The sequence below is a fragment of the Corallococcus sp. CA047B genome (genome assembly GCF_003612065.1).
Lineage (GTDB): Bacteria > Myxococcota > Myxococcia > Myxococcales > Myxococcaceae > Corallococcus > Corallococcus praedator.
This window is the reverse complement of the sequence record NZ_RAWD01000634.1, coordinates 1-1,705: the sequence shown is the minus strand read 5'-3', so window position 1 is coordinate 1,705 and position 1,705 is coordinate 1. Positions and strand designations below refer to the sequence as shown.

Here is a 1,705-nt window from a genome sequence, read left to right as displayed (position 1 = left end):
GTGCTAACCCGTCCCAGCCCGCCCGGCACGTCGCGCCCTCATCGGTTGATGCCCGGCGGACAACGGACCCGGGGCCCGCTGTCCGCGCGACGACTCAGCGCACCTCCCAGCCCTTCTCGCCCCGCGCGTATTGCTTGCCTGCGGGCAGCTCGCCGTAGAAGAGCAGGTCCTTCACGCCCACCACCGACTTGCCGTCGAACAGGCCCACCTCGCCCTTGGCGGGGAAGGTGATGCCCAGCGCGGAGGCATCCAGCCGCACCGTCTGTCCCGGCGCCACCGTCATGTCGCCCAGCACCACGCCCGTGGGCGGCGCCACCTGGGTGGGCGCATGGTCACTCACCGCCAGGCTCACCCGCAGGTTCGTCGTCAGCGTCATGCCCTGGAGCGACACGGCCTGGGTGCCCTCATTGGTCACCTCCACCCAGCCCGCGCGCGGATCAAAGGCCTTCAGCACCAGCGTGGACTTCCGCGCCGCCAGCCGCTTCACCTCCGCCTTCACGAAGTCCCGGCGCACCTGCACGAAGCGCTTCATGTACGCCTTGCCCGCGGCGAAGCGCGCGTAGTCCATGTACGGGTCGGTCTTCATGGACGCATCCACCAGCGCATGGAGCTGGTCGATGTACGGGTTCATCACCTCCGGGGTGAACAGCTCCTCCAGCGCCTTGTCCAGCCGCGCCTCCAGCCGGGCGCGCAGCACGGGGTTCATCACCACGCGCGTGCCCAGGTTGGAGAACACCGGCAGGTAGCCCGGGTAGCTCCCCGTCTCCAGCTTGCGCTGCTGGTACATCTTCTCCACCCAGCCATCCAGCAGCGTGAAGTTGAACAGCGGGTGCTTCATGCTGTTCGTCGACGTGGACATGTCCTGCACGGTGTTCGTGTACCACCAGCGCGCGTCCACGTTGTTCAGGTCCCACGGCACGTAGCGCCAGCGCCCGGTGATCTTGTCGTTCAGGAAGTAGCTCTCCGAGTCCTCCACGTAGTTGTTGGACATCAGCGCGTCCAACACCATGGAGCGCACGTAGGACTCCACCTCCAGGTTCTTCTCCAGCGTGGTGACGAACTGCGGCTCCGGCGTGTGGTTGATGACGTCCAGCACCGCCCACAGCGCGTCGTTGGGCTCCTTCTCGTTCGTCTTCTTCACCCAGTCGCCCTGGTAGGGCACCTTCCACGTCTTGAACTCGGTGTCCTTCCAGCCCGCGCGGTAGATGGACGCGTCGTCGTCCGGAAGCGCATGCGCCTTCAGGAAGGCCTTGTTGACCTGCTCCACCTCCAGGAACACGCCTTCGTACTGGCCATTCACGGACAGCCGCACGAACTTCGCGGTGGACGCCGGCACCCGCATCGCGGTCAGCAGGTCGTAGGCAATCTTCTCCGCCAGCATCGACGCGTCGGCGTACTCGGCCACGAGGTTGAGCGACGTGCGGCCCTCGAACTTGTCCTTGTCCGCGAAGCTGACGTTCCAGCTCTTCTTGTCGAAGAACCGCGCGGACGCCCCGCGCAGCCGCACCTTCACCGGGAAGCTCTTGCCGTTGGCCTGGAACGTCGCGTCCTGCTCCTCCGTCCACGGGTCGGCCTGGAACTTCGCCATCGCCTCCGCGGGGATGACCAGCGCGTAGTCCGCCAGCGCCGTCTGCACCTTCGGCATCGTGAAGGGCCGCTCCACCTCCGGAACGGGCGGCGGGTCCACGGGCGGCGGGTCCACCGG

1 protein-coding gene is annotated in these 1,705 nt (G+C 67.0%); it reads right to left on the bottom strand.

The window, feature by feature from the left end; all coding sequences use genetic code 11:
* Nucleotides 1-94: 94 nt before the first annotated feature.
* Nucleotides 95-1,705: CotH kinase family protein (locus D7X74_RS41795; RefSeq protein WP_233602492.1), on the bottom strand; the 1,611-nt coding region annotated here is incomplete at its 5' end.